A 26,108-nucleotide genomic window follows, 5' to 3' on the forward strand; every position below is an offset into this window, starting at 1 on the left:
TGAATTGAAGAGAGTTCGATCGTGACTGAGCGGGTGACGCTGATTACCGGTGCCTCGGCGGGCATAGGCATGGAGCTGGCGCGCGTGTTCGCCGCGAACGGACACCGCCTGGCGCTCACGGCGCGCAGAGCCGATCGGCTCGAGGCGCTCGCCAGCGAGCTCTCCGCCAAGGGCGGCAAGAAGCCGATCGTGATCGTCTGCGACCTCGAGCAAGCCGACGCCGGCGAGACCATCGCCGCCGCGCTGGCCACCGCAGGTGTCGAGCTCGACAATCTCGTCAACAATGCCGGCTTTGGTGTGTTCGGCGATGCCGTCGAACGCGACCGCGTCGAGCAGGTCGGCATCGTCGATGTCAACGTTCGGGCTCTGACCGATCTGTCGCTGCGCTTCGCCGAACAGCTCATCCGCAACAAGGGCGGCCTTCTCAATGTGGGCTCCGTCGCCGGCTTTTTGCCCGGCCCCGGCATGGCCGTCTACTACGCCTCCAAGGCCTATGTGATCTCTTTCACCGAGGCCCTGCGCGCGGAGCTCGGTCCGCGCGGCGTCCGCGTGACGGTCCTTTGCCCGGGCCCGGTGCCCACCGAATTCCAGGCGCGGGCCCGCGTTGGATCCGGACATGATACGGCGGCTCTCAACGTTTCGGCCGCGGATGTCGCACGCGAGGCCTATCGTGGACTGATGGCCAACAAACGGGCAGTGCTGCCCGGCCTCGCCATCAAGATCGTGCCGTTCCTGCTGCGCTTCTTCCCGCGCGACTTCATCCTGTTCGCCACCAGCCGGTTTCAGAGGCAAAGGCGCTAGCGGAAGCCGTCAGCTCCCGTATTGGCCCGGAGCTTGCTTTCATTTCGGTGCGTGCGCGAACTCACACGAAATTAACGATCGCTTAGTTATGCTGGCGGTCTGAACCGATAGCACTTGGGAACCGATAGCACTTGGAAAGGCAATGTCGTTCCGGACGAACAGGTTTGGTGGCGCAGAATTGGTGCCCTTCCCCAACCGAAGGGACCTCGGCGCTTCCGCCGGTCGTCCTGAAACCCGGCTGCCGGTTCTCGTCATTCTGCATCAGGAATCCTCGACGCCCGGCCGCGTCGGCAATGCGCTCCGCGCGCTCGGCCATCGCCTCGACATCCGCCGTCCCCGCTTCGGCGATCGCCTGCCCGAGACGCTCGAGCAGCATGCCGGCGCCGTGGTCTTCGGCGGTCCGATGAGCGCCAACGATTCCGACGACTACATCCGACGCGAGATCGACTGGATCGAAATTCCGCTGCGCGAGCAGCGGCCGTTCCTCGGCATCTGCCTCGGTGCGCAGATGCTCGCAATGCAGTTAGGGGCCCGCGTCGCACCACATGTGGATGCGCTGACCCAGATTGGCTATTACCCGATCCGTCCGACCGCGGCGGGACACGCGCTCTGCCCTGACTGGCCGGCACGAGTCTATCATTGGCATCGCGAAGGATTTGAGCTGCCGGCCGGCGCCGAACTGCTTGCCGAAAGCGATGATTTTCCGGTGCAGGCATTCCGCACCGGCAATGCCTTCGGTGTGCAGTTTCATCCCGACGTGACCTACGCGATGATGCATTGCTGGACCACGCGCGGCTATGACGGCCTGAGCGCGCCCGGTGCGCGGGCGCGGCATCATCATTTTACGGACCGTGCCGTCTACGACGTCGCGGAACGCGCATGGCTTGATCATTTCATCGACGGCTGGCTGGCGCGCCGGTCGGTGCTGGCGCAGGCCGCCGAGTGATCGCGCCTTCGCGCGCCGGCCGCCATGGCTTATGGGAGGTGGGAATCTCTTTAACAGCCCGGCTTCGCCTTTGGCTTCGCCGGGCACCACGCTTCGCCCTTCAGACTCCTGCGCGGCTGCGCCACGCGTAGCCCGAAGGGCGAAGCGTGGTGGAGCCAGGCGGGATCGAACCGCCGACCTCGTCATTGCGAACGACGCGCTCTCCCAGCTGAGCTATGGCCCCGTTTGTTGGCCGCCCTGGTTAATGCGGCCGACAACCGGGCGCCATTTAAGTCCCCGCTAAGGTCAAGTCAAGGACGGGCGTAATCCGGTTTTAGCCATCCCCACGCCCGAACCTCCCTTGTTTGGGCCGGGGGGAACCGATATCTAGCAAAAGCCGTCAATCCCGCCCTCAGCCAGAGTTTTCAAAAGCCATGCGTGCCGTTCTCGACATCGTCATCATCGTGCTCGACCTCTACGTCTGGCTGCTGATCGCGTCCGCGATCCTGTCCTGGTTGATCGCTTTCAACGTCGTCAACACCCGCAACCAGTTCGTGTCGGCGGTTGCGGAGTTCCTGTATCGCATCACCGAGCCGGTGCTGGCGCCGATTCGCAATTTCCTGCCAAGTCTCGGCGGTCTCGATATCTCGCCGATCATCCTGATCCTGCTCATCATGTTCATCGAGCGCGTGATCCTGTACTACATCTATCCGAACGTGATCTAGGCGGGCTGGGGCACCTTGGTTGCCAAAGAAGCTTGTAAGGAACCCTGGCGTTACTCGGCCGCGGGCATCAGCATCGCGCTGCGGGTGACGCCGCGCGGCGGCCGCGACGATATCGACGGGATCGAACAGTTGGCCGATGGCCGCAGCGTGCTCAAGGTGAGGGTGCGCGCCATCGCCGATGGCGGCGAGGCCAATCGGGCGGTCCTGGTGCTGCTGGCGAAATCGCTCCGCGTACCCAAGGCCAGCGTGAAGCTGCTGTCCGGGGCGACCTCGCGGCTGAAGCAGATCGCGGTCGACGGCGATCCGGCGCGGCTCGGCGAAGCCCTGCGCCAGCTCGTCTCGGCCAGACCTAAGACCTAAGGAATGGACATGACAGCCAAGATCATCGACGGGAAAGTGATTGCCGCGGAACTGCGTGCTCGCGTCGCCGACGAAGTCGCCCGCATCAAGCGCGAGCATAATCTGATACCGGGCCTCGCTGTGGTCCTGGTCGGCAACGATCCCGCCAGCGAGGTGTATGTTCGCTCAAAACAAACCCAGACCCAGGCGGCCGGCATGGCCTCGTTCGAGCACAAGCTGCCGGCCGATGTCTCGCAGGCCGAACTGCTGACGCTGGTCGCAAAGCTCAACCGCGATCCCGCCGTGCACGGCATTCTGGTGCAACTGCCGCTGCCGAAGAGCCTCAACACCGAGGCCGTCATCAATGCCATCGACCCGGCCAAGGACGTCGACGGCCTGCATCCGAACAATGCCGGCCGCCTTGCCGGCGGTTTCGAAGCGCTGTCGCCCTGCACGCCGCTCGGCTGCATCATCCTGACCAAGAGCGTGCATGCTTCGCTCGCAGGCATGAACGCCATCGTCATCGGCCGATCCAATCTGGTCGGCCGCCCGCTGGTGCAATTGCTGCTGAACGAGAACGCCACGGTGACGATCGCGCATTCGCGCTCGCGCGATCTGCCCGGGCTCGTGAAGCGCGCTGACCTCGTCTATGCCGCCGTCGGCAAGCCCGAGATGGTGCGCGGCGACTGGCTGAAGCCTGGCGCCACCGTGATCGACGTCGGCATCAATCGCATTCCCAAGGAAGACGGCAAGACGCGACTGGTCGGCGACGTCGCCTATCAGGAAGCGCTCAGTGTTGCCGGCGCGATCACACCGGTGCCGGGCGGCGTTGGCCAGATGACGGTTGCCTGCCTGCTGGTGAACACGCTTCGCGCCGCCTGCGCGATCGCCGGCCTGCAGAAGCCGGCGGTGTAGTTCACCTCGCCCCGCTTGCGGGGAGAGGTCGACGCGATGCGTCGGGTGAGGGGGGTCTCCGCGAGTCCTACTGCCACAGCTTTTGCGGAAGCAGCCCCTCACCCCGACCCTCTCTGCGCGAGCGAAGCTCGTCGCGGCCCCGTAAGAACAGGGCGAGGGAGCCTACCTTTGTCCGGGATACCGAAGCCTCACGCCTTCTTCTTTTTCGCGCGCTCGATACCGTCGAGGATCAGCTTTTGCGCTTCCTCGGGGCCGCCCCAGCGCAAGATCTTCACCCACTTGCCCTTCTCGAGATCCTTATAGTGCTCGAAGAAGTGCTGGATCTGCTGCAGCGTGATGTCCGGCAGGTCGCTATAGGTCTTCACCTTGTCGTAGCGCTGCGTCAGCTTCGACGACGGCACGGCCAAGATCTTCTCGTCGCCGCCGGCTTCGTCTTCCATCATCAGCACGCCGACCGGACGCACGCTCATGACCGCGCCGGGGATGATGGCGCGGGTGTTGATGATCAGCACGTCGCAGGGGTCGCCATCGTCGGACAGCGTGTGCGGAATGAAGCCGTAGTTACCGGGATAGCGCATCGGCGTGTAGAGGAAGCGGTCGACCACCAGCGTGCCAGCTTCCTTGTCCATTTCGTATTTGATCGGTTCGCCACCCACCGGCACTTCGATGATGACATTGACGTCGTGTGGCGGGTTGGTCCCGATCGAGATCGCATCGATACGCATTCAAGGCTCCGTTGTTGCCGAGGTGAAATCGCGCCCGGCAGCGATTTGGCCCCCTCATACGCGGGCTTGGCCCGCCTATCCATCGTGTTTTTGTGAAATAATGAATCCAGCGATCACCGGCTCAAAAGGCAACGGTATCGACGGAAAGGGGAACGCTGCCGGTTAAGCTTTCAGCAGGTCAATTGGTCCAAGCGAAGGCAACCTTGTCGAGCGACTTCGGCCCGAATCGCTCCGAGGAGCGCGCCACCATGCGGCCGCCCAGCGCCCGGTAAAACTCCGTCGCCGGATCGTTATCGGACAGCGCCCACACCACCATGCTCTTCAGATTGCTTTGCATGAGGTCGCGGCGGGCGGCGGTGAAGAGGCGACGGCCGAAGCCGAGCCCCTGGAACTCTGGGCGCAGGTAAAGCTCGTAGATCTCGCCGTCGAAATGCAGGCTGCGGGCGCGGTTGCGACCGTAATTGGCGTAGCCCGCGATTTTGTCGCCGAACACCAGCACGCTGACGCGGCTGCCCTTGCGGATCGCGCTGTCCCACCATTGCGGGCCGCGGCGGTTGATCAGCTTTTCCAGCTCGCCACCGGGAATGATGCCCTGATAGGCCGATCGCCAGGCTTCGTCATGGGTCGAGGCCACCGCAGTTGCGTCTGCAGCTTTGGCCGGCCGGACCTCGATCAGGGTTGTGCTCATGGACGCAATCAAACCAAGTCGCCGCGCCGGCGGCAAGACCTATCGTTAATTATCGGTTAACCTGTGGACTTTCTGCATCAGTATTTTAACCATGTTGTACCGAAAGAGGACAAGAAGCTGCCTCGAACGGCAACGGCTTGCCACGCGTTGGTGCAAAACTACCTTGCCGCAACGAATGGACGGCAATGGCACCGCAAAAAGTCCGCCCAGAATGATTCGTTCCTACTGGTCTGCCTACTGGTCTGCCTACTGGTCTGCCCTCGCTGCCCGTGTTCGCCTTCGGCCGTTCATGCGTCTCTCCAACATCCTCGCGCTTCTGCCTTTGCTGGCCCTGCTGACTGCGCCACCTCTGTGCGCTCAGGTCACCTTGGGCTCGTCAGGAGAGGAGGGCGAGCCGTTTCGCCGTCAGCAATGGCGCGTGCCGTCGCCCGATACCGACATCGCTGCGCATGCCCTGCTGTTTCGTCCCCCCGGCACGGGTCCGTTTCGGCTCGCGGTCATCGCGCACGCCACCACGCAGAACGTACTGCGTCGCGCGCAAATGCCGCCACCGGAATACCGCGCGCTCGTCGTGTATCTCATCGCGCGCGGCTTCGCCGTGCTGGTGCCGGAACGGCTCGGTCACGGCGCAACCGGCGGTCGCTATCTCGAGGATCAGGGAGGCTGTGACGAGGCGGACTATGCGCGCTCCGGCCGCGCAACTGCCGAGGAAATTTCACGCGCGCTGGAATATCTGCGAAAGCAGGATTTCGTCCGCAAGGATGCGGCGGTCGTGCTCGGCCATTCCGCCGGCGGCTGGGGCGCGCTGGCGCTCGCCAATGGCGATCCGAAGATCGTCTCCGCGATCATCGCATTTGCGCCGGGGCGCGGCGGCCACGCCAACGATGAACCGAACCGGATCTGCGTGCCGCACACGCTTCTTGCGGCCGCAGCCGAGTTCGGCAAGGCCGCGCGCATTCCCGTGACATGGCTCGTTGCAACCAATGACAGCTACTTTGCGCCGGCGTTCTCGCGGGCGTTGGCAGACGCGTTTCGTGGCGGTGGCAACAAGGTCGATTTCCGTGTGTTGCCCGCTATCGGCAGCGAGGGCCATTGGATGATCGAAACCGAAGCCGGCGTCCAAGCCGCCGGCGGTGAGCTCGACCGTGCGTTGAAGCCGCGGGCAGGCGGCAAGCCATGACGCTGTATTTCCTTGTCAAATATCTGCATGTGCTCGGCGCCATCGTCATCCTCGGTACCGGGACCGCGTTCTTCATGATGGGCGCATCGTAGCCGCGATGCGCAAGCGCTGCTCACCCCTGGACAATCGCTGATGCAAAAATGGCCCGACGATGACGTGATCCTGTTCGATGGCGTCTGCATCTTCTGTTCGCGCTGGGTCCGTTTCGTCGCGCAGCGCGATACGGCAAGGCGGTTTCGTTTCACGCCGATCCAGTCTGAGTATGGAACCCGGCTCGCCCGCACGTTCGGCATCGATCCAGGTGATCCCGACACCAATGCGGTGATCCATGGCGGAGAGGTGTTCTTGAAATCAGACGCTGCGCTGACTGTGCTGTCGCAACTGCCGGGATGGGGCTGGGTGCGCATGTTGTTCGCCGTGCCGAAACCGCTGCGGAATGCGGTCTACAATCTCGTTGCGCGCAACCGCTACCGCATCTTTGGGAAATACGATGCGTGCTTCGTGCCGGACGCAGATTTGCGGGCGCGGGTGATAGAATGATTCGTCATTGCGAGCCAACGGGTCCGCGCAAAGCGCGGCCCGATGACAGGCTCCGCGGAGCAATTCAGGATCTTTCCGCGGTGACAGCCTGGATTGCTTCGCTGCGCTCGCAATGACAGTTTGCGGTTAAATCCTGCTCAGAGCCGCTAGCACTTCCTTCGCTGCCCGCTCGCCGCTGTCCCGCGCACCATGCGCCGTCGTGAAAAAATTCGGCGACGTGGCCTCCCCTGCGAAGAACAGCCGGCCATCGACTGGCGCGGCCAGCAGGGCACGATCCCCTGCATGGCCAGGCAGCGCATGCGAATAGGCGCCGCGAGCGAACGGATCGTGCGCCCAGCGCGACTCGTACAACGGCTTCAGCTTGCGGCGGATGTCGTTGCCAAGAAAACCGGCGATCTCGTCGATGCTTTGCGCGGCGATGGCGCCGTCCCCTGCGTCCTCCAGCTCACGCGCAAAGCTGCCGCCGAAAAACCCTTCGATGCACGGCTGGCCGAACGGGCGGATGTGGTAGGTGCCCATCGCGGTGCGCATAGTGGCGCCGCGCAAATTGCCCTCCTTCGGAAAGGCGTCCGCATCCTCGAGTGCCAGCGTCACCTTGTCGTCGACGCCGAGCGGCAGGCCGGCTGCCGCATCGACCTTGGCGGGGAGCGCCGGCGAAAAACGGATCGCTTCGTCGGCGATCAAGCTGCTAGGCGCGGTGACAATCACCTTCGCGGCATCAAGGGTGCCGAGCGAGGTTTCGAGCCGGATGCGCTGGCCGGAATGGTCGACCACCGCAACGTTGCAGTTCAGTGCGATCGGGCAGGGCGCGCCATAGGCTGCGATCAGAGTCCCATATCCGGCCCGCACGCGCCAATTGAAGTAAGTATCCTCATAGGCCTCCATGTCGAGAATCGAGACCTGATCGAGCTCGCATCCGTTCACATAGGTCGAGACCGCGTCGATCATCGGATTCCAGCGGTTGCCAGGTTCGAGATATCTGGCCGCAGGCGCATCTTCATCTTTTTCCGCAGCCTCAGACGCACGTTCGTAGAATTCGTCGATCGCGCGCACAAAATCCCTGCGCGCGACTTCCGGAAAGGCGTCGCCAAAGGCGCGATCGCTCCAGGGCGGTAAGTCCGTGTTGATCTCGAAACCGAGTTGCCGGGCGATCGGGACGAAGGAGTTCTTGTCCGCCGAGTGCAACCAGCCGCAACCGACGTCGAAGGTGACTTCGGGCGAGGCCTGCACCGTCCAGGCCCGGCCGCCGATGCGATTGCGCGCCTCCAGCACGATCACCGAGAGGCCCGAGCCGCGTAACGCGTGCGCAGCGCCGAGGCCCGCAGCACCGGCGCCGATGATCGCGACGTCGACGGAGGAGGGAAGGGAGCTCATGGACGGGCTCTAGCACGTTCGCCGAAGATTAGGGCGGGTGATCCGGTATGCCCGGGAAAATGGCGGGATGGGGGGGGCGGACGTTACCCCTTCCTCACATCCCCCGCCTCGGCCTCGCTTGCCTCCAGCGACACCGGTGCGAGGTGGTAGCGCTTGGTCAGCGGCATCTGTGCGATGGCAAAGACCATCGTCAGCGGCGTCACGCCGAACACCTTGAAGTTCACCCAGAAGTCAGTGCTCTGGGTGCGCCAGACGATCTCGTTCAAAATCGCCAGACCCGCGAAGAACAACGCCCAGCGTAGCGTGAGGATGCGCCAGCCCTGTGGCGTCAGGTTGAACATCTGATCGAACATCACGGCAATGAAGGAGCGGCCGAACAGCAGCCCGCCGCCGAGGATCGCCGCAAACAGGGCGTAGATAATGGTCGGCTTGACCTTGATGAAGGTCTCGTCGTGCAGCACCAGGGTCAGCGTGCCGAACACCAGCACGATCACGCCGGTCACGATCGCCATGATCGGCACGTGGCGCGTCACCACATAGGAGGCGATCATCGCAGCGACGATCGCGACCATGAAGGCGCCGGTCGCTGCGAAAAGATTGAACTTCGCATTCACGAAGAAGAAGACGAGCAGCGGACCGAGCTCGGTCGCAAGCTTGAACAGTGGATGTGGCAGGGTCTTGTCCATTCTCTTCCATCTCTCCATCCCATCCTTCGAGACGCCCGCTTCGCGGTCTCCTCAGGATGAGGACCTCACATGTGGCACGGCCTCATCCTGAGGAGCGCGCTTGCGGCGCGCGTCTCGAAGGACGAGGCTATTCGATTCCGGCGATGGCGCGGGCGAAATCCCGCGCGGTGAACGGCGCGAGATCGTCGACGCCTTCGCCGACGCCGATGAAGTGCACCGGCAGTTTGAATTTTTCCGCGAGCGCCACCAGGATGCCGCCGCGCGCGGTGCCGTCGAGCTTCGTCATCACCAGGCCAGTGACGCCGGCGGTGCGATGGAAAGCCTCGACCTGCGACAGCGCATTCTGTCCGACGGTGGCATCCAGCACCAGCAACACCGCATGCGGCGCCGACGCGTCCACCTTCCGGATGACGCGCACGACCTTTTCGAGCTCGTTCATCAACTCGGACTTGTTCTGCAGTCGTCCCGCCGTGTCGATCAGGAGCACGTCGATGTTCTGCTCCTTCGCCGCCGTCAGCGCATTGAAGGCAAGGCTTGCCGAGTCCGAGCCCTGCGCACCGGCGATGACAGGTGTCTTGGTGCGCTCGCCCCACACCTTGAGCTGCTCGATGGCGGCCGCACGAAACGTGTCGCCGGCCGCCAGCATCATTTTGCGGCCTTCGGCTGCAAACTTCGCCGAGAGCTTGCCGATGGTGGTGGTCTTGCCAGAACCGTTGACGCCGACCACGAGGATGACGAAAGGCTTTTTCGCCGCATCGATCTCGAGCGGTTTTGCAACCGGCGACAATACCTTCTCGACCTCGGTCGCGACGACGTCCTTGACCTCGTCCGCCGAGATCGCCTTGTCATAGCGGCCGGTGCCGACCGCATCCGCGATCCGCACCGCGACCTCGGTACCGAGGTCGGCGCGCAGCAACACGTCCTCGATGTCGTCGAGCATGGCGCGATCGAGCTTGCGCTTGGTGACGAGGTCGGCGACCGCGGTTCCGAGCGAGGACGACGTGCGCTTCAGCCCGTTGGACAGGCGGCGCCACCAGCTCAGCTTGGGGGTCTCGGAGGTGGTATCGTTCATGGTGGCGGTGTGTTAGCCGTTCCGGCCCATAAACGAAAGTCTGAACGAAAGCGCTTGCAGTTGCTCGATGTTCCCGAATTGACGGCCGATGAAATTCTGGCGCGCGTGCTTCACCGCGACGGGCTGATGCTGGTCATCGACAAGCCGGCGGGCCTGCCGGTGCATCGCGGCCCCAAGGGGGGCGCCAATCTGGAAGCATCCTTCGACGCCCTGCGTTTCGGCCTGCCGCGGCCGCCGGTGCTGGCTCACCGGCTGGATAAGGACACCTCCGGCTGCCTCGTGCTCGGCCGCCATCGCAAGGCCACCGCCTCGCTCGGCCTGCTGTTCAAGCACGGCAAGATCGGCAAGACCTACTGGACCCTGGTCGAGGGCGGTCCTGCCGAAGATGAAGGCACTATCGACATGCCGCTCGGTCGGCTCAATGCCGAGCGTGGCTGGTGGCAGAAGCCCGATCCGGAGGGTCAGAAGGCGATCACCAACTGGAAAGTCATGGGCCGCGGGGCAGGCCTGACCTGGCTCGCCATGGAACCCGTCACGGGGCGGACGCATCAATTGCGGGTGCATTCGGCCGCAACGGGGTGGCCGATCTTCGGTGATAACATTTATGGCAGCGGCCCGCGCTTCGGCGAGCCGCGCCTGCATTTGCATTCCCGCGAGATCGTGGTGCCGATCTCCAGGAACAAGGAGCCGATCAGGGTGGTGGCGCCCGCGCCGGCTCACATGCACGAACGGCTCCGGGCCTGCGGCTGGAATGGCGAATAGGACCGATCCGGCGCGTGGTTTACGAAACCTTCAGTGCTCGCCTCTAATGATAACGGTTGCTTAGAACAAGCTTCCGTCAATCCGCTCAGGACGAGCCGCGCGTCATGGCCAAGGCCGAGTTATCAATCATCGACGAGGTCGAGTCTGCGATCAGGCTCGGCTCGGCGGAAAAGGGTCTCGAAACGGCCCGGCGCGTCACCGACCTGTTCCTGTCATCCGCCGGAAGCTTCGACGACGAGCAGATCCTGCTATTTGATGACGTGCTCGATCGCCTGATCGGCACCATCGAGCTGCGCGCGATCGCCGACATGGGCGCGCGCATTGCGCTGGCCGAGATCAGCGCGCAGCTCGCGCCGATCGCCCAGGCGCCGCCGTCCGTGATGCGCCGTCTCGCCAACAATGACGAGATCCGCATCGCCGGTCCCGTGCTGCAGGAATCGGCGCGCCTTGACGATGGCGAACTGGTGCAGATCGCAAGGTCCAAGGGCGAGCCGCATCTGCTCGCGGTCGCCGGCCGCTGGTGGCTGAAGGAGATCGTCACCGACGCGCTGCTGGCGCGCCGCTATCCGAGCGTCAGCCGGCGGATTGCCGCCAATCCCGGTGCGCGCGTCTCGGGAGCAGGATTTGCCGTTATCGTCGGACAGGCCGAGTCCGATCCTGAATTGGCCGTGAGCGTCGGCGTGCGCGTCGATCTGCCGTCGGAACTGCGCCGCCAGCTGCTGCGCTCGGCGACGGATGCCGTTCGCACGCGGCTCTTGTCACGCGCGCCGCCGCATCTGTTCGAGGAAATCCAAAGCGCCATCGCGGCCGTCACCGTCGGTGTCGAGCGCGAGATGTCCGGTGTCCGCGATTTCGAAGGCGCCAAGCGCGCCATCGCAAATCTCAAGGGAGCCGGCCAGCTCAGCGAAGCGACGCTGTTCGGTTTCGCCACGCAGCGGCGTTATGAGGAAACCGTCGCTGCCTTGGCCGCGCTGTCCGGATCGACCGTCGAGGTCATTCGTCCGCTGATGCAGAGCCTGCGCGAGGACGGCCTGCTGGTGCCTTGCCGCGCGGCACAGCTCAGCTGGGAGACGACGACCGCCGTGCTCGAAAGCCGGTTTGCCACCGGAGCGATGAAGCCGGCCGATCTGGCCAAGGCGCAAGGCAATTTTGTCCGCATGACGCCGGAGAACGCACGGCGCACGCTGAGATTCTGGCAGGTTCGGGCGTCGTAGGATTCTTCCCCTCTCCCCTTGTGGGAGAGGGTGGCTCGCCGCGTAGCGGCGAGACGGGTGAGGGGTCTCTCTCCGCGTGTGAACATTTGCTTCAGTACTCATGGAGGCAACCCCTCATCCGGCGCTTCGCGCCACCTTCTCCCACAAGGGGAGAAGGAAGGGCAGCGGCTGCACCGTCAGCCGCACACCATCACTGCCCGCGATCTTCAGCGACACGACGCTCCCCACCCGTTGGTCCGCAATCGCGACCGGCAGATAGTGCTCCGTCCGCCCCTGGCTCTCGCTCTCAATCAGCACATCGCGCCTCGCGCCGATTTCGGCTTGCAGCCTCTGCCGCAAGGCTTCTTCGCCCGCCGCCCGCAACCGCCTCGCGCGGTGCTTGATCTCGGGGCCCGCGACCTGCGGCATGCGCGCGGCCGGGGTGCCGGGGCGCGGCGAATAGGGGAAGACGTGCAGGAAGGTGAGGCCGCATTCTTCGACGAGGTCGAGCGAGCGGGAAAACATCTCCTCCGTCTCGGTCGGGAATCCGGCGATGATGTCGGCGCCGAACGCGACGTCAGGGCGCAGGCGGCGCACCTGGTCGCAGAACGCGATCGCATCGCTGCGCGAATGCCGCCGCTTCATGCGCTTCAGGATCATGTCGTCGCCGGATTGCAGCGACAGATGCAGGTGCGGCATCAGCCGGGAATCGTCCGCGATGGCGTCGAGCAGATGATTATCCGCCTCGATCGAATCGATCGAGGAAATGCGCAGGCGTTTCAGCTCCGGCACATGCTGCAGGATCTGCTTGGTCAGCATACCGAGCCTGGGCGCGCCCGGAAGATCAGTGCCGTAGCTCGTGAGATCGACGCCGGTGAGCACGATCTCGGCATGGCCGCGCTCGGCAAGCGCCCGCACCTGATCGACCACAGCCCCCATCGGCACCGAGCGTGAATTGCCGCGGCCATAAGGGATGATGCAGAAGGTGCAGCGATGGTCGCAGCCGTTCTGCACCTGCACGAACACGCGCGGCAGACCGGCGGCAAAGCCGTCGATGAGATGCGGCGCCATCTGCTTCACGGCCATGATGTCGCTGACCGCGATCTTTTCGCCCGCGCCGATGTCGAATGCATCGCGCGCCTCGCGCCAGGCCGATGCGCGCATCTTGTCGTCATTGCCGACGACGCGATCGACCTCGGTCATGCCGGCGAACATCTGGCTTTGCGTCTGCGCGGCGCAGCCGGTGACGACGATGCGCGCGCCGGGCCGCTCGCGCTTCAATTTGCGGATCGACTGGCGCGCCTGCGCCACCGCTTCGTTGGTGACGGCGCAGCTGTTGATGACGATGGTATCGGACAGCCCTGCGCCCTCCGCCTCGCGGCGGATCACCTCGGCCTCGAACGCATTGAGGCGGCAGCCGAAGGTGACAACCTCGACGCCCATCACGCGACCGGCGCGAACAGCGCCGGATCGAAGGCGCCCTCATATTCGAAGGTCGCCGTGCCCGTCATCAGCACGTGGTCGTCGCGCTCGCGCCATTCGATGCCAAGCTTGCCGCCGGGCAGCGTGATCTCGACATTGCGTTCGGTGCGCTTCAGCCGCGCCGCGGCCACCGCAGTCGCGCAGGCCGCCGAGCCGCACGCCTTGGTCAGGCCCGCGCCGCGCTCCCAGGTGCGGATCGTGATGTGGTCGCGATCGACGATGCGCGCGAGCGTGATGTTGGCGCGCTCCGGGAAGATCGGGTGATTCTCCAGCAGCGGGCCGAAGCGCTCGAGGTCATAGGCATCGACGTCGTCGACCCAGAAGATCGCGTGCGGATTGCCCATGCTCACCACTGATGGCGAATGCAGGATCGGATTGTCGATCGGCCCGATCTGCAATTCGATGTAGCGGGTATCGCGAAACTCTTCCGCCAGCGGAATGTCCTGCCAGCCGAACCTGGGCGCGCCCATGTCCACGGTGTAGAGATCCGGCGCCGGGCCCTGCCAGCAATTGAGCAGCCCCGCCGGCGTCTCGAACGTTATCGTGGTCTGCCCGGTCTTCTCGAAGATGCGCCGCACCACGCAGCGCATGCCGTTGCCGCAGGCGCCGGCCTCCGAGCCGTCATTGTTGTAGATGCGGATGAAGGCTTCGGTGCCGTCGAGCCGCGGCTTCTGGAGCACCATGAGCTGGTCGTAAGCCACGCCGCCATGAGCCGATGCGACAGCGCGGGCGTCGTCGGGCGTGACCGGCGCGGCGGAATCGCGCATGTCGACAACGACGATCTCGTTGCCGATGCCGTTCATCTTGGCAAATGCGTGGTTGGCCAGCGCGCTCATGAAAAATCCTGAATTCGCCCGCCTTATATGGCGATCCTGGGCGGCTTGGCCAGTGCTTTGCCGCGCACGCCCATGACGCATCTGTCATGGGACGAATTCGGCGCTCGCGTGTTAGAACGACGCGGCTCGCGCATGCCGGGACGCGCAGCCAGTTAAGGCCTTGGCGGGTTAAGATCTTGGTGGGTTAAGGCCTTGGTGCGTCAGGTTTTGGGGAGAATAATATGAATCGCTTTTGCCGTCTCGCTTTTGCCGCGCTGATCCCGGCAGCAGCCATGTCGTTTGGTCCGTCCGCCACGTTGGCACAGAGCCCGAGCCCGGCGCCGGCGGCCTCGGCCAGTCCCTCGCCGGCCCCGGCGGCATCGCCATCCCCGGCCGCAAGTGCCCCGGCCGCGAGCGCTTCGCCTGCGCCTGTGGCAACGCCGTCGCCTGCCGCCAGCGCCTCACCCTCGCCCAGCCCAGCCCCGCCGCCCGCTGCGGCCGCCACTCCGGCCCCGGTGCAGACCGCCGATCCCTTTGGGCAGGAGACCGTGCTCGAGCCGAAGAAGGTCGTGATGGTCAAGGGCACTGCCAATTGGGATTCCGCCTTCGACACGCTGATCGACGCTTTCAAGGCGCTGAATGCGCTCCTGGACAAGCAGGGCATCAAGCACGCCGGCAATTCGATGATCGTCTACACCTCGACGGACGATACCGGCTTCACCTTTCTCGCCGAAATCCCGGTCGAGCAGGATCCGAAAAACCTGCCCAAGGACATGAGCGTCGGCAAATCGCCGGAGGGCAAGGCGCTGAAATTCGTCCATCGTGGCTCCTACGACAACATGGACAACACCTATGAGGCGATCACCAATCACCTCGACGACAAGAAGCTCGAAGCCAAGGACACGTTCATCGAGGAGTACCTGACCGATCCTCTCAAGACGGCCGAGGACAAGCTCGTGATCAATGTTTTCGTGCCGCTGAAGTGAGACCGATGAAGAAGCCCGTTGCCCTTTTTGCTTCCCTTGCCGCCGTTTTCGCCGCCACGCTTTTTGCGACGTCCGCGCTCGCCGACGATTTTCCGGCTGTCATCTCCGTGAGTGGCGAAGCGACGGTGTCCGCCGCGCCCGACCTCGCGCATATCGATGCCGGCGTCGCCAATGACGCCAAGTCGGCGAAGGAAGCCTCCGACGCCAACAACGCTGCGATGGGCAAGGTGCTGCTGGCGCTGAAGGGGGCCGGGGTCGCCGAGAAGGACTACCAGACCTCGCGTCTGTCATTGCAGCCGCAATACGCGCCGAACCGCAGTGGCGGCGCCTCGCCGGTGGTCGGCTTCCGCGCCAGCAACCGCGTCACCGTGAAAATACGCGACGTGACCAAGGTGGCCGGCATCATCGACACGCTGGTCGGCGCCGGCGCCAACGATATCGGCAACATCTCCTTCGAGGTGACCCAGGCGTCAAAGTTGCTCGACGGTGCCCGCGAACAGGCAGTTGCCGATGCCCGCCGCAAGGCCGAGATCTACGCCAAGGCCACCGGCGTCACACTCGGCGCACCGCTCAGCCTTTCCGAGGGCGGCGGACCGGTGCCGCTGCTCAAGGGGCGAATGGCCACCGCGCCGATGGCCGCGACGCAGGCCGCGGTTGCGCCCGGCGAGGAGACGCTGTCGGTGACGGTGAATGTGAGCTGGGCGATCAAGCAGGGGCAGTAAGTAAGTAGAGCGCCGCAAGAGGCGCGCTGCAGCAACAACAATAGTGTCGTCCCGGCCAAGGCCGGGATCCATAACCACAGGAAGTGGTTGTGACGCGAAGGTGGTAACTCCGAGTCTTCGCCAAACTGGATCCTGCGGCTATGGGTCCCGGATCTGCACGCGCTTGAGGCGCGCTTGTCCGGGACGACTATGTGTGAGGAGAGCTGGACTAAATCTCCACCACCTGCCCCGGCTTCATCGCCACGAACCGCTCTTGCGGAATCTTCGCCGCATCGAGCGCTTCGACCAGCGCCTTGGCCGGCGCATCGATCGCTTCATCCGTCAGCTGAAACGTTCCGTGATGATGCCCAAGCGCGGCCTGCGCGCCGCAATCCAACAGCGCTTTCACTGCATCTTCCGGATTCATGTGCTGGTCGCGCATGAACCAGCGCGGCTCGTAGGCGCCGATGGGCAGGATCGCCAGACGGAGCGGCCCATGCGCCGCGGCGACGCGGCGGAAATGCCTGCCCTCGCCATAGCCGGAATCGCAGACGACATAGATTTTTCCGGCCGGCGTCTCCAGCACAAAACTCGCCCATAACGCCTTGTTGCGATCGAACATGCCGCGCGCCGTCCAATGCCTGGTCGGCACCAGCGTCACGGCAATTCCGCCACCGAGCTCGACGCGATCGTGCCAGTCGAACGCTTCCACCTTGATGGTGGCATCGGCGCTGCGCATCGTGACGTCGTTGCCGAGCGGCGTGACCACGCGCGGCGCAAAATTCTTGGCGAGCCGCGACAGTGTCGCGACATCGAGATGATCGTAGTGTCCGTGCGAGACCAGCACGAAGTCGATCTTCGGCAATTTCTCGAACGCGATGCCGGGGTCGTTGTGCCGTTTCGGTCCGGCCCACGCGACCGGCGAGACCCGCATCGACCAGACGGGATCGACCAGGATATTGAGGCCGCCGGTCTGGATCAGCCAGCTTGCATGACCGACGAAGGAGAGCCGTACCTTGCCGCCGTCGACGCGGGCCGGCGGCGTGTCGGCATGGGGGCTTGGCGCCCACACAGGCCATGTCGCGCGTTGCCGCCTGCGGCCGAATTGCCAGCGCAGGACCTCGCCAAGCGATCTTGGCGGCGCGCCGTCCGGATCAAAAAAGTGCAGACCGTTGAAATGGTCGGAGGCGGGTCCGTCGTAGGTTTTCATGCGGGACATCCAGAGCCACGGAACACCGACCGGCGCGGCGCCTCCGGCAAGCAGTCCAAAGATGCGACGGCGGGTGGTCGGCACGGCTGGTCAGGGACGATACGCGAGGTAAGGCATCTCGCCAAATATGGGCGACACCGTAGCGAATGGAACCCGCGACCAAAAGCAGCACATTTTCAAAGCCTTGCCTTCCCAGAGACGCCTCGGCACCCTAACTTTCCTTGACTTTTGGGCGCCAGCGGCGTTTAACCCGCGCACTTTCTCGGAAAGGCCTTCTTTTCGACCCGCCCACTGGCCCTGCGAGGCCAGAGGCCAACGCCCGACAGCGCTGTGCGCCCTCGGGCGTGAAGGTGTTTGGATTATCTTCTCCCTCGCCCCGCTCTTGCGGGGAGAGGGTCGGGGTGAGGGGCTCTCTCCGCGTATGATGCGCGTAGATGGTCCCGTACCCCCCTCACCCGCCGCGCAAAGGCGCGGCGACCTCTCCCCGCAGGCGGGGAGAGGTTAAAAAGGACAACGGCATTGTTCGACAATCTGTCGGAACGGCTTGGCGGCATTCTCGATCGTCTGACGGGGCGCGGTGCGCTGACCGAAAAGGACGTCGATGCCGCGATGCGCGAGGTGCGCCGCGCGCTGCTGGAAGCCGACGTCGCGCTCGAGGTCGTGCGCAGCTTCACCGAGCGGGTCCGCGAGCAGGCGATCGGCGCCACCGTCGTGAAGTCGGTGACGCCCGGCCAGATGGTGGTCAAGATCGTCCATGACGAGCTGATCAACACGCTCGGCGCCGAAAGCCAGACCATCGACGTCAATTCCGTGCCGCCGGTGCCGATCATGATGGTCGGTTTGCAAGGCTCGGGTAAGACGACGACCACCGCAAAGCTCGCCCGCCGCCTGGTCCAGCGCGACAAGCGCAAGGTGCTGATGGCTTCGCTCGATATCTACCGCCCGGCGGCGATGGAGCAGCTGGCCGTGCTCGGCCGCGATCTCGATATTCCGACCCTGCCGATCGTCGCCGGCCAGCAGCCGCCCCAGATCGCCAAGCGCGCGCTCGAGGCCGGCAAGCTTGGCGGCTACGACATCGTACTGCTCGACACCGCCGGCCGCACCACGCTCGACGAAGAGATGATGGCGGAAGCAGCAAGCATCAAAGCCGCGGCCAATCCGCATGAAGTGCTGCTGGTCGCGGATAGCCTCACCGGCCAGGACGCCGTCAACCTCGCCCGCGCCTTCGACGAGCGCGTCGGCCTCACCGGCATAGTGCTGACCCGCGTGGACGGCGATGGCCGAGGCGGCGCCGCGCTGTCGATGCGTGCCGTCACCGGCAAGCCGATCAAGCTGATCGGCACCGGTGAAAAGACCGACGCGCTGGAAGATTTCCACCCCGACCGTATTGCGGGGCGCATCCTCGGCATGGGCGACGTGGTGTCGCTGGTCGAGCGTGCCGCCGCCAACATCGACGCCGAAAAGGCCGCGCGCACCGCTGAGCGGATGCGCAAGGGCCAGTTCGACCTCAACGACATGCGCGAGCAGCTGTTGCAGATGGCCAATATGGGCGGCATCAGCGGCTTGATGGGAATGATGCCCGGCATCGCCAAGATGAAGAACCAGATCGCGGCCGCCGGCATCGACGACAAGATCTTGAAGCGCCAGGTCGCCGTGATCGATTCCATGACGCGTGACGAGCGCCGTCATCCCGATTTGCTCAAGGCCAGCCGCAAGAAGCGCATCGCCGCCGGAAGCGGCCAGAGTGTCGAGCAGGTCAACAAGCTGCTCAAGATGCACCGGAACATGGCCGACGTGATGAAGGCCATGGGCTCGGGCAAGCGCGGCCCGCTCGCCGGCATCGCGCAAGCCATGGGCTTTGGCGGTGGCATGAAGCCGCCTTCGCCGGAAGAGATGAAGGCGTTGCAGGAGAAGATGCAGAGCGGTGGCGGGCAGGGTCTGCCCAGCCTGCCGAAGGATCTGCCGCCTGGCCTGCGCCAGGGTCTTCCGAATGTGCCGGGGCTCACGGGCCTCAGCAACAAGCCGACCCTGCCCGGGCTCGGCGGCTTCCCCGGACTGGGGAAGAAGAAGTGATCTCGCCCCGTCATTGCGAGCGCAGCGAAGCAATCCAGACCGTTTCTGCGGAAAGATTTCTGGATTGCTTCGCTGCGCTCGCAATGACGAACCAAGCCGACCTTTGATTTAACAGCTACTCAGGAGACCAACATGTCAGTCGTTATCCGCCTCGCGCGCGCAGGCACCAAGAAGCGTCCCGTCTATCACGTTGTTGTCGCCGACTCGCGCTTCCCCCGCGATGGCCGCTTCATCGAGCGTCTCGGCTATTTCAACCCGCTGCTGCCGAAGGACAACGAGACCCGCCTGAAGCTCGACATGGACAAGGTGAAGGCTTGGCTCGCCAAGGGCGCGCAGCCCTCGGACCGCGTGTCGCGCTTCCTCGACGCTGCCGGCGTCAAGAAGCGCGAAGCGCGCAGCAACCCGGAGAAGGCCGTGCCGCGCAAGGAGCGCAAGGCGCAGGCCGAAGCCGCTGCGAAGGGCTAAGGCCAGCCCATGTCGGCGCTGATCTGCGTCGCGCGGATCGGCGCCGCGCATGGCGTGCGCGGCGCGGTCAAATTGTGGACCTTCACCGAGGATCCCTTGGCCGTACGGCGCTACGGTCCGCTTCTGTCCAAGGACGGCAAGCGCCAGTTCGAGGTAGCAACGGCGCGCGAAGCCAAGGATCACCTCGTCGCGACGTTCAAGGGCATCGCGACCCGCGATGAGGCCGAACGTCTCAACGGCATCGAGCTCTACGTCGCGCGCGAAAAGCTGCCCGCGACCGATGCGGACGAATATTACCACGCCGATCTGATCGGGCTCGCCGCTGTCACCACGGCGGGCGAAGCGCTCGGACGCGTGCTCGCGATCCATAATTTCGGTGCCGGCGACATCATCGAGATCTCGCCGCCCAACGGCACGACGATGCTGTTGCCGTTCACCAACGCTGTGGTGCCGGAGGTCGATATTGCCGGCGGACGCGTGGTGATCAGTCTGCCGCAGGAGATCGAGGGCGAGGACGCCTCTCCGGGTCGTCCCGGCGAAAGCCGGGACCCATAACCACAGGCCAGAATTTTGGCTAAGCTGATCGCTCCAACCGTCGCAAAACGAAGTGCGGTGGTTATGGGTCCCGGATATGCGCTCCGCTTCGCTGCGCTTGTCCGGGACGACAACAATTGAGATTCCATGACCAACCCCTCACCCTGGCGCGCGACGGTGCTGACGCTGTTCCCGGAGATGTTTCCGGGACCGCTCGGCGTGAGCCTCGCCGGCCGGGGGCTGGCATCCGGGCTCTGGGAGCTGGAGGCGCGGGACATCCGGGCCTCGGCCACCGACCGCCACCGCAGCGTCGACGACACCCCGGCCGGCGGCGGTCCGGGCATGGTGCTGCGGGCGGATGTTCTGGCCGCCGCGATCGATGCCGCCGAGATCGGCCAGGATCTGTCAAAACGCCGCCCCCGCCTGCTCATGAGTCCGCGCGGTCGGCCATTGACCCAGGCCCGGGTCGTGGAGCTTGCCCAGGCTCCCGGTCCCCTGATCGTCTGCGGACGGTTCGAGGGGGTCGACCAGCGGGTCATCGACCAGCGGGGCCTGGAGGAGGTCTCGATCGGCGATTACGTGCTGTCCGGGGGGGAGATCGCGGCCATGGCGCTGATTGACGCCTGCGTCCGGCTATTACCGGGAGTCATGGGCAAGGAGGCCTCGGGAACCGAGGAAAGCTTCTCCGAAGGCCTGCTCGAATACCCCCAATACACCCGGCCGCAGCTGTTCGAGGGTGTCCCGATCCCCCAAATTCTCACTTCGGGCGACCACGCCAAGGTCGCGGCCTGGCGGCGGGCGGAATCCGAGGCTCTAACGGCGGCTCGGCGGCCGGATTTGCGGACAAAGGCCCCGAATCAAACCTCCGGCCAAAAAACGCCAAAAAGCACGACAGACGGGTGACAAACGCTCCAGCTTGCCTTATAGCAGCGGCCAAATCCGCAATGGCTGGATAGACGAATTTTGCGCAGCCCCCGTTTCCAAGGCTGGGCGCGCGGATGGAGATTACCCATGAACCTGATCAAGCAGCTCGAACAAGAGCAATTCGACAAGCTTTCCGCCGGCAAGGTCATTCCGGAATTCGGCCCCGGCGATACCGTGATCGTCAACGTGAAGGTCGTCGAAGGCGACCGCACCCGTGTGCAGGCCTATGAAGGCGTCTGCATCGGCCGTTCCGGCGGTGGCCTGAACGAGAGCTTCACCGTCCGCAAGATTTCGTACGGCGAGGGTGTCGAGCGCGTGTTCCCGGTGATGTCGCCGATGATCGACTCGATCAAGGTGGTGCGCCGCGGCAAGGTGCGTCGCGCCAAGCTCTATTACCTCCGCAATCTCCGCGGCAAGTCGGCCCGTATCGTCGAGAAGAAGCAGGACCGCCCCGCCGCCGTCAACGAGTAGTCTCGGAGACAGGCAAGTTTCGAAAAGCGCGGGGCCGGGCCCCGCGCTTTTTTGTTGCGTCAGCCGTGCGCGTCAAAGCCCTCGCGATTCCAGTTCGGCCTGCTATATATTCTTGGAATGTTTCCAGATCTGACCAGCTTCGCATCCATCACGCGAATCGTCATCGACGATCGCTCGCGGCTGCCTGGCCGGTTTTTCGGACGCTTCGCGACCTCGGCAACGTCAGAGCTTAGTCCCGCAGCTTAAACGCTGCGCTGAAGACGACTTTGTTGCCCCGCGCCTGATCGCGCATATCCGCTACACATTCCGGAGCTGACGCTCATGTCCAAGCCGACCACGTTGTACGACAAGATCTGGAACGACCATCTGGTGCACGAAGCCGATGACGGCACCTGCCTGCTCTATATCGACCGCCATCTAGTGCACGAGGTGACCTCGCCGCAGGCGTTCGAGGGCCTGCGCGCCACAGGGCGCAAGGTCCACGCGCCGGAGAAGACGCTCGCTGTCGTCGACCACAACGTGCCGACCACCGACCGCACCAAGCCGAATCCCGACCCTGAAAGCATCGAGCAGATCAAGGCGCTGGCGGATAACGCCAAGGAATTCGGCATCGAATATTACAACGAGTTCGACAAGCGCCAGGGCATCGTCCACGTCATCGGCCCCGAGCAGGGCTTTACATTGCCCGGCACCACCATCGTCTGCGGCGACAGCCACACCTCGACGCATGGCGCATTCGGCGCGCTGGCGCATGGCATTGGCACGTCGGAAGTCGAGCACGTGCTGGCGACGCAGACACTGATCCAGAAGAAGGCCAAGAACATGCGCGTCACCGTCGACGGCAAACTGCCGGACGGCGTGACGGGCAAGGACATCATCCTGGCCATCATCGGCGAGATCGGCACTGCAGGCGGCACCGGCTACGTGCTGGAATACGCCGGCGACGCGATCCGCGCGCTGTCGATGGAAGGCCGCATGACGGTCTGCAACATGTCGATCGAGGGCGGCGCGCGCGCCGGCCTGGTCGCGCCGGACCAGAAGGCCTACGACTTCTTGCGCGATCGTCCCAAGGCACCGAAGGGCGCGGCCTGGGATGCGGCGATGCGCTATTGGGAGGGTTTGCGTTCCGACGAGGGTGCGCATTTCGACCACGAGCTGCACCTCGATGCGGCAAAGCTGCCGCCGATCGTGACCTGGGGCACCAGCCCTGAGGACGTGATTTCGGTGACCGGCATCGTGCCCGATCCCGACAAGATCGCGGACGAGGCCAAGCGTCTGTCGAAGCACCGCGCGCTGAAATATATGGGCCTGACCGCGGGCACGAAGATCACCGACATCAAGCTCGACCGCATCTTCATCGGCTCCTGCACCAACGGCCGCATCGAGGATCTGCGCGCCGCCGCCAAGATCGCGGAAGGCAAGCAGGTCTCGGCGAACGTCAACGCCATGGTCGTGCCGGGCTCCGGCATCGTGAAGGAGCAGGCCGAGGCGGAAGGTCTGGACAAGATCTTCATCAAGGCCGGCTTCGAATGGCGCGAGCCGGGCTGCTCGATGTGCCTCGCCATGAACCCGGACAAGCTGAAGCCGGAAGAGCGCTGCGCCTCGACCTCGAACCGCAACTTCGAGGGCCGCCAGGGCTTCAAGGGCCGCACCCATCTGGTGTCGCCGGCGATGGCGGCAGCGGCCGCGATTGCGGGGCATTTCGTCGATGTGCGGGAGTGGCGGTAGGCTGCTTCCTGCAATTTGAGCTAAAGCGGCAAACGACCGTTAATCGGCATCGCCGACATTGCGTCCTCGCGAGCATTTCGCGAGGACGCCCGCCATGGCCAACAAGCCTGAATATGTCGATCTGATCGGCGAGGCGACCCGCCAGCACCGGCGTCGGTCTGCGCCGCTGCGGGCCGTCGCCAGGCCCGAGGTAGAGGAGACCTCGCGGCTCAGTCGCTGGCCGCCGGCGATGCTCAAGCAGTGGAAGCTCGATACCTTGATGCGGTGGAAGCCGGCGTCGTGGAAGCTGAAGGATTGGCTTTAGCGATTTCTCCGTCATGCCCGGGCTTGTCCCGGGCATCCACGAGTTCACTTCGTAGCTCCAAGAAACGTGGATGGCCGGGACATAGGCGAGCGGAAGCGACGCCGTCCTTTGGACGGCTATGCCCGGCCATGACGAGTGCGGAGCTAGCTGCGGCTCACATTACCAATACCGGTATGGATAGTGCCAGCGATGCCAGCGGCAGATGCGGCGCGGGCCGTAATAGGTCCAGACGACCCGGCAGCGGCGCGGATGGCTGTAATAGGGATAGTAGCCGCCGTAATAGTAGCGCCGGTGGAAGTGGCGATAGCCGTAATGGGGGCGATAGACTCCGTAGCGATGATGGCCGCCATAGCGGTGAAATCCGCCGTAGCGATAGCCACCGCCGTGAAAGACCGGCGCGGCGCGGAAGCCGCCGCCGTGAAAGCCGCCGCCATGGAAACCGCCGCCGCGGAAGCCGCCAAAATGCGTACCGCCACCGTGGAAACCTCCGCCGCCATGGAAGCCTCCACCGTGTCCGCCACCGCCGCCGTAGCGAACCTGCGTGGTCACGTCGTCGGCGACAGCCTTTGCCGCCGGCAACACCGTCGGATTGATTGGGGTCATCGCTTCAGCGCGCTGCGCAGTCCCGGCCGACAGCATCAGCGTGGCAGTGGCCGCAAGACCGAGCAAGCGCATCGGGCTTGTCCCGAGGCCGAAGATCCTCAGCATGGACTCCTCCCTGAATCTGGACAGCGGAGTTGCGACGCTCGTTCGCGGCGCGAACCATCCCTGCGCTCGCTCCGAGATCAAGCTAAGGGCAGCGACGTGAATGCCCCATGAATGAAGGACGTTCCGCGCACCGCGCTGCGGCCAGCGCAAGATGGGTAGCGCATTAAAAAGTGGTGTCAGCCCCGGCGCCAGTAGCAGCTCATATGCGGCACGATCACGGTGCCGCTGGGCCGGAATTCCTGTACGTAGGTCGCGTTGCATTCGCGGACCGCGTCGGGACCCGGATTGTAGCGCGGGTAGACGCCGTCCGGGCTGTAATAAGGGGTGACGCGCAAGCGCGCCGGGGACCGCTTCCGCGGTGCCGGGGCGTCAGGCGAGGCCTGGGCCAATCGGATTTCGGGGCCGGCCGTCTGGGCTTCGGCGCTCCCGCAAAATGGCGAAAACAACCCCATGCAAAGTAGAACCAGTACCGCTGTTCCCGCCCGCATCGCACCACCCACCTGAAACGTCCCCATCGAGCCGCCGTACGCTCCCCGTTTTGGCGGCGCCCGTCAACCTCGCCGCGCTTATAAAGCCAGATGCATCGCCGGGAAACCCGGGCTAAGAGAGGGCATGTGGACGGAATTGAAAGCGCCCTCGCTGGCTGAGATGGAAGCGATGGCACATGACGTGTTCGAGCGCCTGCCAGCGAAATTTCGCGACCTCTGCGAGGGTGTGATCATTCGCGTCGACGACTTCCCGACCGAGGAGGTGCTCGACGAGATGGAATGCGAAAGCGAGTTCGACCTGCTCGGCTTGTTCCAGGGCGTCGGCCTGCCGCAGCAGAGTCTTGGCGACGTGGCACGGCTGCCCAACATGGTCTGGCTCTACCGGCGGCCGATCCTCGACTACTGGGCCGAGCATGATGAAAGCCTCGGCCATATCGTCCGCCACGTCCTGATCCACGAGATCGGCCACCATTTCGGCCTCTCGGACGACGATATGGAAGCGATCGAGGCGCAAGAGCCGGGCTAAGCAGACGAGATCTGCCGAATTCGGCCTAGGATTTCCGGCCCGATCGCGATACATACGCGGTTCCCCAGAACCACCCCGGGAAGCGCAACCATGGACAAGTTCACTACGCTGGAAGGCGTCGCGGCGCCGCTCAAGATCATCAATGTCGACACCGACATGATCATTCCGAAGCAGTACCTCAAGACGATCAAGCGCACCGGCCTTGGCAAGGGGCTCTTCTCCGAGCAGCGCTATAAGGACGATGGCAGCGAGAATCCGGATTTCGTGCTGAACCAGCCGGCCTATCGCAATGCGAAGGTGCTGGTGGCCGGCGACAATTTCGGCTGCGGCTCGAGCCGCGAGCACGCGCCGTGGGCGCTGCTCGATTTCGGCATTCGCTGCGTGATCTCGACCTCGTTCGGCGACATCTTCTACAACAACTGCTTCAAGAACGGCATTCTGCCGATCCGTGTGGCCCAAGAGGACCTCGACAAGCTGTTCGACGACGCCGAGCGCGGCGCCAATGCGACGCTGACGATCGACTTGCCGAACCAGGAGATCCGCGGTCCCGACGGCGGCAAGGTCAAGTTCGAGATCGATCCGTTCCGCAAGCACTGCCTGATGAACGGTCTCGACGATATCGGGCTGACGATGGAGAAGAAGGCCTCGATCGACATTTACGAGGAGAAGCTCAAGAGCGAACGCGCCTGGGCCTGATCCCGGCCTTTGTCCGAGCCCCGGCGCCATCAGCGCTGGGGCTTTTTCTTTGCCCTGATTATCCCTTGGTGT

At 64.4% G+C, this 26,108-nt stretch carries 30 protein-coding genes and 1 tRNA gene; 20 read left to right on the forward strand and 11 right to left on the reverse strand.

Translation table 11 applies throughout. The features are described from left to right. Window positions 1-21 precede the first annotated feature (21 nt). Window positions 22-801, forward strand: coding sequence for an SDR family NAD(P)-dependent oxidoreductase (locus tag FXV83_RS34030; RefSeq protein ID WP_148743929.1), 780 nt, complete (start codon window positions 22-24; stop codon window positions 799-801). 142 nt (window positions 802-943) lie between these two features. Continuing rightward, on the forward strand, window positions 944-1,747 hold the full coding sequence (locus tag FXV83_RS34035) for a glutamine amidotransferase (protein ID WP_148743930.1): 804 nt from the start codon (window positions 944-946) through the stop codon (window positions 1,745-1,747). 147 nt (window positions 1,748-1,894) lie between these two features. On the opposite strand, the gene FXV83_RS34040 is transcribed toward FXV83_RS34035, so the two are convergent. Next, window positions 1,895-1,970, reverse strand: a tRNA-Ala gene (locus tag FXV83_RS34040). A 190-nt stretch (window positions 1,971-2,160) separates the two neighbouring features. Between FXV83_RS34040 and FXV83_RS34045 the strand changes: the two genes are divergently transcribed. From FXV83_RS34045 to folD, 3 genes are read left to right on the forward strand one after another with little or no spacing between them, the layout of a single operon-like run. Beyond that, on the forward strand, window positions 2,161-2,451 hold the full coding sequence (locus FXV83_RS34045; RefSeq protein WP_007598721.1) for a YggT family protein: 291 nt from the start codon (window positions 2,161-2,163) through the stop codon (window positions 2,449-2,451). A 15-nt stretch (window positions 2,452-2,466) separates the two neighbouring features. After that, the gene (locus tag FXV83_RS34050) at window positions 2,467-2,811 is read left to right on the forward strand and encodes a DUF167 domain-containing protein (RefSeq protein WP_148743931.1); all 345 of its coding nucleotides are present in this window, start codon (window positions 2,467-2,469) and stop codon (window positions 2,809-2,811) included. Window positions 2,812-2,820: 9 nt separating this feature from the next. Further along, window positions 2,821-3,705: a bifunctional methylenetetrahydrofolate dehydrogenase/methenyltetrahydrofolate cyclohydrolase FolD gene (folD, locus tag FXV83_RS34055; protein WP_148743932.1), complete on the forward strand. Its 885-nt coding sequence runs from the start codon at window positions 2,821-2,823 to the stop codon at window positions 3,703-3,705. Between the two features lie 188 nt (window positions 3,706-3,893). On the opposite strand, the gene ppa is transcribed toward folD, so the two are convergent. Then, complete coding sequence (gene ppa, locus FXV83_RS34060; protein WP_148743933.1) at window positions 3,894-4,430, reverse strand: inorganic diphosphatase; 537 nt, start codon at window positions 4,428-4,430, stop codon at window positions 3,894-3,896. Between the two features lie 178 nt (window positions 4,431-4,608). Next, entirely contained in the window at window positions 4,609-5,118 is a 510-nt protein-coding gene (locus tag FXV83_RS34065) for a GNAT family N-acetyltransferase (protein WP_148743934.1), read from the reverse strand. A gap of 289 nt (window positions 5,119-5,407) precedes the next feature. On the opposite strand from FXV83_RS34065, the gene FXV83_RS34070 reads away from it, so the two are divergent. Together FXV83_RS34070 and FXV83_RS34080 are read left to right on the forward strand one after the other, a co-directional pair. Beyond that, complete coding sequence (locus tag FXV83_RS34070) at window positions 5,408-6,298, forward strand: dienelactone hydrolase family protein (RefSeq protein WP_148743980.1); 891 nt, start codon at window positions 5,408-5,410, stop codon at window positions 6,296-6,298. A 132-nt stretch (window positions 6,299-6,430) separates the two neighbouring features. Beyond that, on the forward strand, window positions 6,431-6,838 hold the full coding sequence (locus FXV83_RS34080; protein WP_148743935.1) for a thiol-disulfide oxidoreductase DCC family protein: 408 nt from the start codon (window positions 6,431-6,433) through the stop codon (window positions 6,836-6,838). A gap of 126 nt (window positions 6,839-6,964) precedes the next feature. Here FXV83_RS34080 and FXV83_RS34085 read toward each other — a convergent pair whose 3' ends face one another. From FXV83_RS34085 to ftsY, 3 genes are all read right to left on the reverse strand, one after another. After that, complete coding sequence (locus FXV83_RS34085) at window positions 6,965-8,212, reverse strand: flavin monoamine oxidase family protein (RefSeq protein ID WP_148743936.1); 1,248 nt, start codon at window positions 8,210-8,212, stop codon at window positions 6,965-6,967. An 83-nt stretch (window positions 8,213-8,295) separates the two neighbouring features. After that, window positions 8,296-8,898 carry a septation protein A gene (locus tag FXV83_RS34090; RefSeq protein WP_148743937.1) on the reverse strand — a complete coding sequence of 201 codons (603 nt, stop codon included), beginning with the start codon at window positions 8,896-8,898 and terminating at the stop codon, window positions 8,296-8,298. Between the two features lie 127 nt (window positions 8,899-9,025). Then, complete coding sequence (gene ftsY / locus FXV83_RS34095) at window positions 9,026-9,970, reverse strand: signal recognition particle-docking protein FtsY (RefSeq protein WP_148743938.1); 945 nt, start codon at window positions 9,968-9,970, stop codon at window positions 9,026-9,028. Window positions 9,971-10,030: 60 nt separating this feature from the next. Here ftsY and FXV83_RS34100 point away from each other — a divergent pair, with 60 nt between their 5' ends. Then, window positions 10,031-10,732, forward strand: a complete 702-nt coding sequence (locus FXV83_RS34100; RefSeq protein ID WP_187436363.1) for an RluA family pseudouridine synthase — start codon at window positions 10,031-10,033, stop codon at window positions 10,730-10,732. A gap of 104 nt (window positions 10,733-10,836) precedes the next feature. Further along, window positions 10,837-11,946 (forward strand): DUF2336 domain-containing protein, encoded by a 1,110-nt coding sequence (locus FXV83_RS34105; RefSeq protein ID WP_148743939.1) that lies wholly within the window; start codon window positions 10,837-10,839, stop codon window positions 11,944-11,946. A gap of 114 nt (window positions 11,947-12,060) precedes the next feature. Here FXV83_RS34105 and mtaB read toward each other — a convergent pair whose 3' ends face one another. Both mtaB and dapF read right to left on the reverse strand, forming a co-directional pair. Next, the gene (gene mtaB / locus FXV83_RS34110) at window positions 12,061-13,368 is read right to left on the reverse strand and encodes a tRNA (N(6)-L-threonylcarbamoyladenosine(37)-C(2))-methylthiotransferase MtaB (protein ID WP_148743940.1); all 1,308 of its coding nucleotides are present in this window, start codon (window positions 13,366-13,368) and stop codon (window positions 12,061-12,063) included. Then, window positions 13,368-14,243, reverse strand: coding sequence for a diaminopimelate epimerase (gene dapF, locus FXV83_RS34115; protein WP_148743941.1), 876 nt, complete (start codon window positions 14,241-14,243; stop codon window positions 13,368-13,370). The genes mtaB and dapF overlap by 1 nt, the downstream gene beginning before the upstream one ends. A gap of 221 nt (window positions 14,244-14,464) precedes the next feature. Between dapF and FXV83_RS34120 the strand changes: the two genes are divergently transcribed. Both FXV83_RS34120 and FXV83_RS34125 read left to right on the forward strand, forming a co-directional pair. Further along, window positions 14,465-15,208: a GyrI-like domain-containing protein gene (locus tag FXV83_RS34120; protein ID WP_148743942.1), complete on the forward strand. Its 744-nt coding sequence runs from the start codon at window positions 14,465-14,467 to the stop codon at window positions 15,206-15,208. Window positions 15,209-15,213: 5 nt separating this feature from the next. Continuing rightward, complete coding sequence (locus FXV83_RS34125; RefSeq protein WP_187436358.1) at window positions 15,214-15,930, forward strand: SIMPL domain-containing protein; 717 nt, start codon at window positions 15,214-15,216, stop codon at window positions 15,928-15,930. Window positions 15,931-16,138: 208 nt separating this feature from the next. Here the strand turns inward: FXV83_RS34125 and FXV83_RS34130 are convergent, their stop codons facing one another. Then, a complete protein-coding gene (locus tag FXV83_RS34130; protein ID WP_187436359.1) occupies window positions 16,139-17,203 on the reverse strand; it encodes an MBL fold metallo-hydrolase in 1,065 nt (354 codons plus the stop codon). Between the two features lie 435 nt (window positions 17,204-17,638). Between FXV83_RS34130 and ffh the strand changes: the two genes are divergently transcribed. The 7 genes from ffh to FXV83_RS34165 all read left to right on the forward strand — a co-directional run bounded on the left by ffh (window position 17,639) and on the right by FXV83_RS34165 (window position 23,618). Next, complete coding sequence (ffh, locus tag FXV83_RS34135) at window positions 17,639-19,192, forward strand: signal recognition particle protein (RefSeq protein ID WP_148743945.1); 1,554 nt, start codon at window positions 17,639-17,641, stop codon at window positions 19,190-19,192. A gap of 132 nt (window positions 19,193-19,324) precedes the next feature. Further along, entirely contained in the window at window positions 19,325-19,657 is a 333-nt protein-coding gene (gene rpsP, locus FXV83_RS34140) for a 30S ribosomal protein S16 (protein ID WP_143842481.1), read from the forward strand. A 9-nt stretch (window positions 19,658-19,666) separates the two neighbouring features. Next, window positions 19,667-20,212: a ribosome maturation factor RimM gene (rimM, locus tag FXV83_RS34145; protein WP_148743946.1), complete on the forward strand. Its 546-nt coding sequence runs from the start codon at window positions 19,667-19,669 to the stop codon at window positions 20,210-20,212. Between the two features lie 126 nt (window positions 20,213-20,338). Further along, complete coding sequence (gene trmD, locus FXV83_RS34150; RefSeq protein WP_148743947.1) at window positions 20,339-21,094, forward strand: tRNA (guanosine(37)-N1)-methyltransferase TrmD; 756 nt, start codon at window positions 20,339-20,341, stop codon at window positions 21,092-21,094. A 108-nt stretch (window positions 21,095-21,202) separates the two neighbouring features. Then, window positions 21,203-21,586, forward strand: a complete 384-nt coding sequence (rplS, locus tag FXV83_RS34155; RefSeq protein WP_148743948.1) for a 50S ribosomal protein L19 — start codon at window positions 21,203-21,205, stop codon at window positions 21,584-21,586. A gap of 321 nt (window positions 21,587-21,907) precedes the next feature. After that, window positions 21,908-23,314 carry a 3-isopropylmalate dehydratase large subunit gene (leuC, locus tag FXV83_RS34160; RefSeq protein ID WP_148743949.1) on the forward strand — a complete coding sequence of 469 codons (1,407 nt, stop codon included), beginning with the start codon at window positions 21,908-21,910 and terminating at the stop codon, window positions 23,312-23,314. A 94-nt stretch (window positions 23,315-23,408) separates the two neighbouring features. Then, entirely contained in the window at window positions 23,409-23,618 is a 210-nt protein-coding gene (locus FXV83_RS34165) for a hypothetical protein (RefSeq protein WP_148743950.1), read from the forward strand. Window positions 23,619-23,777: 159 nt separating this feature from the next. Here FXV83_RS34165 and FXV83_RS34170 read toward each other — a convergent pair whose 3' ends face one another. Both FXV83_RS34170 and FXV83_RS34175 read right to left on the reverse strand, forming a co-directional pair. After that, window positions 23,778-24,326, reverse strand: a complete 549-nt coding sequence (locus FXV83_RS34170) for a hypothetical protein (RefSeq protein ID WP_148743951.1) — start codon at window positions 24,324-24,326, stop codon at window positions 23,778-23,780. Between the two features lie 176 nt (window positions 24,327-24,502). Then, the gene (locus FXV83_RS34175) at window positions 24,503-24,778 is read right to left on the reverse strand and encodes a hypothetical protein (protein ID WP_187436364.1); all 276 of its coding nucleotides are present in this window, start codon (window positions 24,776-24,778) and stop codon (window positions 24,503-24,505) included. Window positions 24,779-24,938: 160 nt separating this feature from the next. Between FXV83_RS34175 and FXV83_RS34180 the strand changes: the two genes are divergently transcribed. After that, window positions 24,939-25,340: a metallopeptidase family protein gene (locus FXV83_RS34180; RefSeq protein WP_148743953.1), complete on the forward strand. Its 402-nt coding sequence runs from the start codon at window positions 24,939-24,941 to the stop codon at window positions 25,338-25,340. Between the two features lie 90 nt (window positions 25,341-25,430). Continuing rightward, entirely contained in the window at window positions 25,431-26,036 is a 606-nt protein-coding gene (leuD, locus tag FXV83_RS34185) for a 3-isopropylmalate dehydratase small subunit (RefSeq protein ID WP_148743954.1), read from the forward strand. The last annotated feature ends 72 nt before the right edge of the window (window positions 26,037-26,108 follow it).

Origin of the sequence: Bradyrhizobium hipponense, from assembly GCF_008123965.1 — a bacterium.
Taxonomy (GTDB): Bacteria; Pseudomonadota; Alphaproteobacteria; order Rhizobiales; family Xanthobacteraceae; genus Bradyrhizobium; species Bradyrhizobium hipponense.

Excerpts from the sequence above, each read along its gene's own strand:
- mtaB (WP_148743940.1), bottom strand. The coding sequence starts at position 13,368 with ATGGGCGTCGAGGTTGTCACCTTCGGCTGCCGCCTCAATGCGTTCGAG.
- FXV83_RS34175 (WP_187436364.1), bottom strand. The coding sequence starts at position 24,778 with ATGGGGTTGTTTTCGCCATTTTGCGGGAGCGCCGAAGCCCAGACGGCC.
- FXV83_RS34080 (WP_148743935.1), top strand. The coding sequence starts at position 6,431 with ATGCAAAAATGGCCCGACGATGACGTGATCCTGTTCGATGGCGTCTGC.
- FXV83_RS34120 (WP_148743942.1), top strand. The coding sequence starts at position 14,465 with ATGAATCGCTTTTGCCGTCTCGCTTTTGCCGCGCTGATCCCGGCAGCA.
- trmD (WP_148743947.1), top strand. The coding sequence starts at position 20,339 with ATGACCAACCCCTCACCCTGGCGCGCGACGGTGCTGACGCTGTTCCCG.
- leuD (WP_148743954.1), top strand. The coding sequence starts at position 25,431 with ATGGACAAGTTCACTACGCTGGAAGGCGTCGCGGCGCCGCTCAAGATC.
- ppa (WP_148743933.1), bottom strand. The coding sequence starts at position 4,430 with ATGCGTATCGATGCGATCTCGATCGGGACCAACCCGCCACACGACGTC.
- FXV83_RS34105 (WP_148743939.1), top strand. The coding sequence starts at position 10,837 with ATGGCCAAGGCCGAGTTATCAATCATCGACGAGGTCGAGTCTGCGATC.
- dapF (WP_148743941.1), bottom strand. The coding sequence starts at position 14,243 with ATGAGCGCGCTGGCCAACCACGCATTTGCCAAGATGAACGGCATCGGC.
- FXV83_RS34045 (WP_007598721.1), top strand. The coding sequence starts at position 2,161 with ATGCGTGCCGTTCTCGACATCGTCATCATCGTGCTCGACCTCTACGTC.
- FXV83_RS34170 (WP_148743951.1), bottom strand. The coding sequence starts at position 24,326 with ATGCTGAGGATCTTCGGCCTCGGGACAAGCCCGATGCGCTTGCTCGGT.
- FXV83_RS34035 (WP_148743930.1), top strand. The coding sequence starts at position 944 with ATGTCGTTCCGGACGAACAGGTTTGGTGGCGCAGAATTGGTGCCCTTC.
- FXV83_RS34090 (WP_148743937.1), bottom strand. The coding sequence starts at position 8,898 with ATGGACAAGACCCTGCCACATCCACTGTTCAAGCTTGCGACCGAGCTC.
- leuC (WP_148743949.1), top strand. The coding sequence starts at position 21,908 with ATGTCCAAGCCGACCACGTTGTACGACAAGATCTGGAACGACCATCTG.
- FXV83_RS34165 (WP_148743950.1), top strand. The coding sequence starts at position 23,409 with ATGGCCAACAAGCCTGAATATGTCGATCTGATCGGCGAGGCGACCCGC.
- rplS (WP_148743948.1), top strand. The coding sequence starts at position 21,203 with ATGAACCTGATCAAGCAGCTCGAACAAGAGCAATTCGACAAGCTTTCC.
- rimM (WP_148743946.1), top strand. The coding sequence starts at position 19,667 with ATGTCGGCGCTGATCTGCGTCGCGCGGATCGGCGCCGCGCATGGCGTG.
- FXV83_RS34180 (WP_148743953.1), top strand. The coding sequence starts at position 24,939 with ATGTGGACGGAATTGAAAGCGCCCTCGCTGGCTGAGATGGAAGCGATG.
- FXV83_RS34070 (WP_148743980.1), top strand. The coding sequence starts at position 5,408 with ATGCGTCTCTCCAACATCCTCGCGCTTCTGCCTTTGCTGGCCCTGCTG.
- folD (WP_148743932.1), top strand. The coding sequence starts at position 2,821 with ATGACAGCCAAGATCATCGACGGGAAAGTGATTGCCGCGGAACTGCGT.
- FXV83_RS34125 (WP_187436358.1), top strand. The coding sequence starts at position 15,214 with ATGAAGAAGCCCGTTGCCCTTTTTGCTTCCCTTGCCGCCGTTTTCGCC.
- FXV83_RS34065 (WP_148743934.1), bottom strand. The coding sequence starts at position 5,118 with ATGAGCACAACCCTGATCGAGGTCCGGCCGGCCAAAGCTGCAGACGCA.
- ftsY (WP_148743938.1), bottom strand. The coding sequence starts at position 9,970 with ATGAACGATACCACCTCCGAGACCCCCAAGCTGAGCTGGTGGCGCCGC.
- rpsP (WP_143842481.1), top strand. The coding sequence starts at position 19,325 with ATGTCAGTCGTTATCCGCCTCGCGCGCGCAGGCACCAAGAAGCGTCCC.
- FXV83_RS34085 (WP_148743936.1), bottom strand. The coding sequence starts at position 8,212 with ATGAGCTCCCTTCCCTCCTCCGTCGACGTCGCGATCATCGGCGCCGGT.